The sequence below is a fragment of the Streptomyces boncukensis genome, from assembly GCF_011045075.1.
In the GTDB taxonomy this organism is placed as follows: Bacteria; Actinomycetota; Actinomycetes; order Streptomycetales; family Streptomycetaceae; genus Streptomyces; species Streptomyces boncukensis.
In genome coordinates, this window is record NZ_JAAKZZ010000531.1 from 1 (window position 1) to 4,784 (window position 4,784).

The 4,784-nt window shown below is 75.1% G+C and carries 5 protein-coding genes; 1 reads left to right on the forward strand and 4 read right to left on the reverse strand.

The genetic code is table 11. The features are described 5' to 3' along the window. The 4 genes from G5C65_RS31310 to G5C65_RS31325 all read right to left on the reverse strand — a co-directional run. Positions 1-895, reverse strand: an 895-nt coding sequence (locus tag G5C65_RS31310) for a DMT family transporter (RefSeq protein ID WP_165302422.1), incomplete at its 3' end; no start/stop codon positions are given. Positions 896-1,073: 178 nt separating this feature from the next. Beyond that, on the reverse strand, positions 1,074-1,340 hold the full coding sequence (locus tag G5C65_RS31315) for a hypothetical protein (RefSeq protein WP_165302423.1): 267 nt from the start codon (positions 1,338-1,340) through the stop codon (positions 1,074-1,076). A 69-nt stretch (positions 1,341-1,409) separates the two neighbouring features. Next, positions 1,410-2,273 carry an undecaprenyl-diphosphate phosphatase gene (locus G5C65_RS31320; RefSeq protein ID WP_165302424.1) on the reverse strand — a complete coding sequence of 288 codons (864 nt, stop codon included), beginning with the start codon at positions 2,271-2,273 and terminating at the stop codon, positions 1,410-1,412. A 47-nt stretch (positions 2,274-2,320) separates the two neighbouring features. Next, complete coding sequence (locus G5C65_RS31325; RefSeq protein WP_165302425.1) at positions 2,321-3,127, reverse strand: VTT domain-containing protein; 807 nt, start codon at positions 3,125-3,127, stop codon at positions 2,321-2,323. A 437-nt stretch (positions 3,128-3,564) separates the two neighbouring features. Between G5C65_RS31325 and G5C65_RS31330 the strand changes: the two genes are divergently transcribed. Further along, positions 3,565-4,752 (forward strand): elongation factor Tu, encoded by a 1,188-nt coding sequence (locus G5C65_RS31330; RefSeq protein WP_165302426.1) that lies wholly within the window; start codon positions 3,565-3,567, stop codon positions 4,750-4,752. Positions 4,753-4,784 lie beyond the last annotated feature (32 nt).

A 4,784-nucleotide genomic window follows, 5' to 3' on the forward strand; every position in this document is an offset into this window, starting at 1 on the left:
CGGCCGGGGGCGGGATCAGCACGGGGCCCGCCTCCGCAGTACGGGAGCCCCTGGCCGTGTCCATCGCGAGCAGCACCAGCCCCCACGACGCCACCGCGCCCGCCGCGAGCGCGGCCAGCGACCCGGTGTAGCCGTACCGGAAGCCCTCGCCCAGCAGTGCGATCCCGGCGGCGGCGGCGACCACGGGGTTCGCGACCGTCTGCGTCGCCAGCGGCGCGGCCAGTCCGCCGCCCCGGTACGACGCCTGCGAGGTCGCCAGGCCCGAGGCGGCCAGCACACCGATCAGCACCAGCAGCGGCAGGGCGGAGGTGAGCGGCGTGGAGTCCCAGCTCTCGGCCGCCGTCTTCACGAACACCGACGCCGCGCCGTACGCGATCCCGGCGGCCAGGGCCAGCGAGACGCTCCGCAGCGCGGGACCCCGGCCACCGCTGCGGGTCAGGCGGACGGCGGCCCGCGCCAGCACCGCCAGGACGGCGACCGCCAGCACTATGGTCACGCCCAGCTCGGTCTGCTGCGCCCCCTCCAGGGTCCGGGAGCCGCGCGAGCCGGTCAGCAGCAGGAACCCGGCCAGCCCCAGGGTGACCAGGGCGATGCCGCGCCAGCTCGTGGCGGTGACCGGGCGCCGGGCGAGCAGCGCGCCCAGGGGGGCGGCGAGCACCAGGGTGAGCACGCCGAGCGGCTGCACCACCGTGAGCGGGCCCAGCCCGAGCGCGGCGACGTGCAGCAGCGCCCCGGCGCCCTGCAGGACCACGGCCAGCCACCACCTGCCGGACCCGAGCAGCCGCAGCCGGCTCGGTGCGGTCGTCGAGGCGACGCGCTCCTGCACGATGGCGGCGCAGGCGTAGCACACCGCCGAGACGACTGAGAGCAGCACCGACCACGACAGCGGGCTCATCGGCCGGCCGCCCGGCGTGCGCGGGGCTTCCCGTTCATATGTCCACGATGCTCCCCCGACCTCGTGTTGTCCTCCACTGCGGGGTCCGTCTTGGCATACCGCAAGGGGAGTACACAGGAGTGCCCGCTACCTCCCTGAGCCGACCGGCGGGTGGTGCGAGGGGACGCGCGGGCGCGGGTCAGGCGGGCGCCGGGCCGTCCCCGGCGACCTCCACGGCGCCGAAGCCGCTGCCGAGCACCGTGATCCGGCCCTCGCGCCCGTCGGGCAGCCGCAGCCGGGCCGTGTCGCCCTCCAGCTCGGTCCACAGCGGTTCGGGACCGTCCGGCCGCACCGTCCCCGACCAGGCCGCCTCGGGCCCTGCGGCCTCGGTGAACAGCGCCGCCTCGACGGGGATCTCACCGGCGCCCGACAGCAGGGTCGCCGGTCCGCGGTAGAAGTTCTCCATGCCGCTCAGTGTGGCAGCCGCCCCGGCGCGCGCACGGCGGGACCGGATGCCCGCGCCGCGCGTGCGCGGTCACCCGGTCTCGCCGGCGTGCGGGCTGAGCGCGCCCGTCCCCACCAGCGCGAAGATCACCAACCCCAGTATGATCCGGTACGCGACGAACGGCATGAAGCTGCGCGTAGTGATCCATTTCATGAACCACGCGATGATCGCGTAGGCCACGACGAAGGCCAGCACCGTGGCGAAGACCGTGGGCCCCCAGGACACATGGCCCTCGCCGATCTCCGTGAGCTCGAAGAGGCCGGAGGCGAGGACCGCGGGGATGGCGAGCAGGAACGAGTAGCGCGCTGCGGCCTCCCGCTTGTACCCCATGAACAGGCCGCCGCTGATGGTGGCGCCGGACCGGGAGACGCCGGGGACCAGCGCCAGCGCCTGGGCGCAGCCGTACAGCAGGCCGTCCCGGACGGTGAGCTGCTCCAGGGACTTGCGCGGGGGCCGCGCCCGGTGGCGTCCGCTCTCGCCCGCCGCCAGGCGGTCCGCGATGCCCAGCACGATGCCGAGCACGATGAGCGTCGTGGCGATCAGCCGCAGATCGCGGAACTGCCCCTCGATCTGGTCCTTGAAGGTGAGCCCGAGCACACCGATCGGGATCGAGCCGATGATGACCAGCCAGCCCATCTTGGCATCGTGGTTCCCCCGGGCCTCCTTGCTGACCAGGGAGCGGAACCAGGCGCTGACGATACGCGCGATGTCGCGGCGGAAGTAGATGAGGACGGCCGCCTCGGTGCCGATCTGGGTGACGGCGGTGAAGGCGGCACCCGGGTCCTCCCAGCCCGCGAACGCCGCGGTGAGGCGCAGATGGGCGCTGGAGGAGATGGGCAGGAACTCGGTCAGACCCTGGACGAGCCCGAGGATGAAGGATTCGAACCAAGACATGTGCGGGTGTGCTCGTCCCTGTGAGTGCGGGCGTGGATGCAGTGATGCTAGAGGCGGTGGGTGACCGCGCCGGCCAGCGGGGGGTCACCCACCGCTGCCGTGCGGGCACCGGCGGGTTCCGGTGCGAGCGGGCCGTGTGGTGCCGGTGGAGCGGCCCTCGCGCGCAGCTGCCCGCGCTTGCGCCAGGCCACCAGCGCGCCGGCCACGGCGGACAGCGCGATAAAGCCGGAGGCCGCGAGGAAGACCGGGGACGTCGGAGTGGCGGCGCGGCTGCCCGCCACCGTGTACGCGGCGGTGTTCGGCACCGAGCCCAGGGCCGTCGCCGCCAGGAACGCGTGCCAGCTCGTCCGGGAGACCGCGGCGCCGTAGTTGGAGGCGGCGAACGGCACCCCGGGCAGCAGCCGGATCACCAGCATCGAGCGGAAGCCGTGCCGACTGAGCATCCGGTCCGCCGCGGCCAGTACGCGGGCGCGCAGCAGCGGGCGCAGCGCGTCCTGGCCCAGCACCCGGCCCAGCCCGAAGGCGAGGCCGGCGCCGAGGACCGTTCCCGCCGTCGCCGCCAGGGTGCCCAGTGAGGCGCCGAAGACGGCGCCGGCGGCCAGATTGAGCACCGGCCGCGGTACGAACGCCGTCGTACACAGTCCGTAGACCGCCCCGAACAGCGCCGCCGCGGCCCCCGTCGGCAGCTGGGGCGGCCAGCCGTGCACGAGCAGCCGCTGCGGCTCGTAGAGCAGCATCGCGGTGGCCGCGGCGCCGAGCAGCACGAGCAGCAGGGCGAACCGGGACCAGGGAGACAGCAGCGACCGGGCGAGACGGGTGGGGGGTCCGTCTGGCGGCGAAGCGGGGACGGGCACGTGGGGGAGACTAGCCGAAGGGTGCGTCTGTGTACTCCGCCGGGCCGGGTGACCTACCCGACGGACACCGGCGGTCCGCCGTGCCGTCACCGTCCGGTCGCCGCCGGGTCACCTGCCGCGCCGGCCGCCGGCTCCGCCGCCCGCCGCGCTGCCCCCTCCGGCGGGGCGAAAACCGTTCGACGCGGCGCTGTCGGCCGGGAGATCATCGGAGCATGTTCCGGCAGCCCCTCCCTCCCGCGCCGGCCGCCCCCGCGGCCGCGCCGGGGGCTGCCCCTGCGCCTCGCCACGGCGCCGGCACCTCGTACGTCACGCGAAGCTGACCCTTCCCGGACAGGCCGGAGGACCCCGCAGGGGGAGGGTCGGTCCGGCTCCGGGGTCCCGTACGCCCCGCGCCCCGCGCGGCACTTCGCCGTTCCGAGGAAGGAATCCGGCACACCATGGTCCAGCACGCCAAGCAGGCATACGTCCGTACCAAGCCGCACCTCAACATCGGCACCATGGGACATGTCGACCACGGCAAGACCACGCTCACCGCCGCCATCACCAAGGTCCTGGCCGCCCGCGGCCAGGGCGCGTATGTGCCCTTCGAGCGCATCGACCGGACACCCGAGGAAGCGGCGCGCGGCATCACCATCAGCCTCGCGCACCTGGAGTACGAGACCGACACCCGGCACTACGCGCATGTCGACATGCCCGGCCACGCCGACTTCGTCAAGAACATGGCCACCGGGGCGGCCCAGCTGGACGGGGCCATCCTCGTCGTCTCCGCGCGCGACGGGGTGATGCCGCAGACCGTCGAACACGTGCTGCTCGCCCGGCAGCTCGGCGTCGAGCACCTCGTCGTCGCGCTCACCAAGGCGGACCTGGCCGGGGACGAACTGACCGAGCTCGTCGAGCTGGAGGCGAGGGAGCTGCTCACCCGGCACGGCTACGCGGGCGGCACGGTCCCCGCCGTACGGGTCTCGGGAACCGGCGCGCTCGCCGGCGACCCGCGCTGGACCGGCGCCGTCGAGGCGCTGCTGGACGCCGTGGACACCTATGTGCCGCTGCCCGAGCGGTCCGTGGGCGCGCCGTTCCTGCTGCCGGTGGAGCACACGCACAGCGTCACCGGCCGGGGCACGGTCGTCACCGGCGCCGTCGAGCGCGGCACCGTACGCGCCGGCGACCGGGTGCGGGTCTACGCGCCGGACGGCGGCCCGGAGACCGTCGTCACCGGTGTGGAGACCTTCGGGAAGCCGATGGACGAGGCGCGGGCCGGGGACAGCGTCGCCCTGCTGCTGCGCGGGGTGCCGCGGGCCGCGGTGCGCCGCGGCCATCTGGTGGCGGCGCCGGGCAGCCTCACGCCGTCCCGCCGCTTCACCGCCCAGGCCACGCTGCTGTCCGCACGCGACGGCGGCCGGCACACACCCGTGCGCACCGGCTACCGTCCGCAGTTCCACATCCGGACAGCGGACGTGGCCGGGGAGATCTCCCTCGGCGGTCCCGGAACCGCCCGCCCCGGCGACCGCGTCGGCCTGGCCGTCACGCTGGACGCCGCCCTGCCGCTGGAGCCCGGACTCGGCTTCGCGCTCCGGGAGGGCGGCCGGACGGTCGGCGCGGGCACGGTCACCCGGCTGGAGCCGTGAGCGGACGGCCGCGCCGCCCCGCTGCCCCGTCC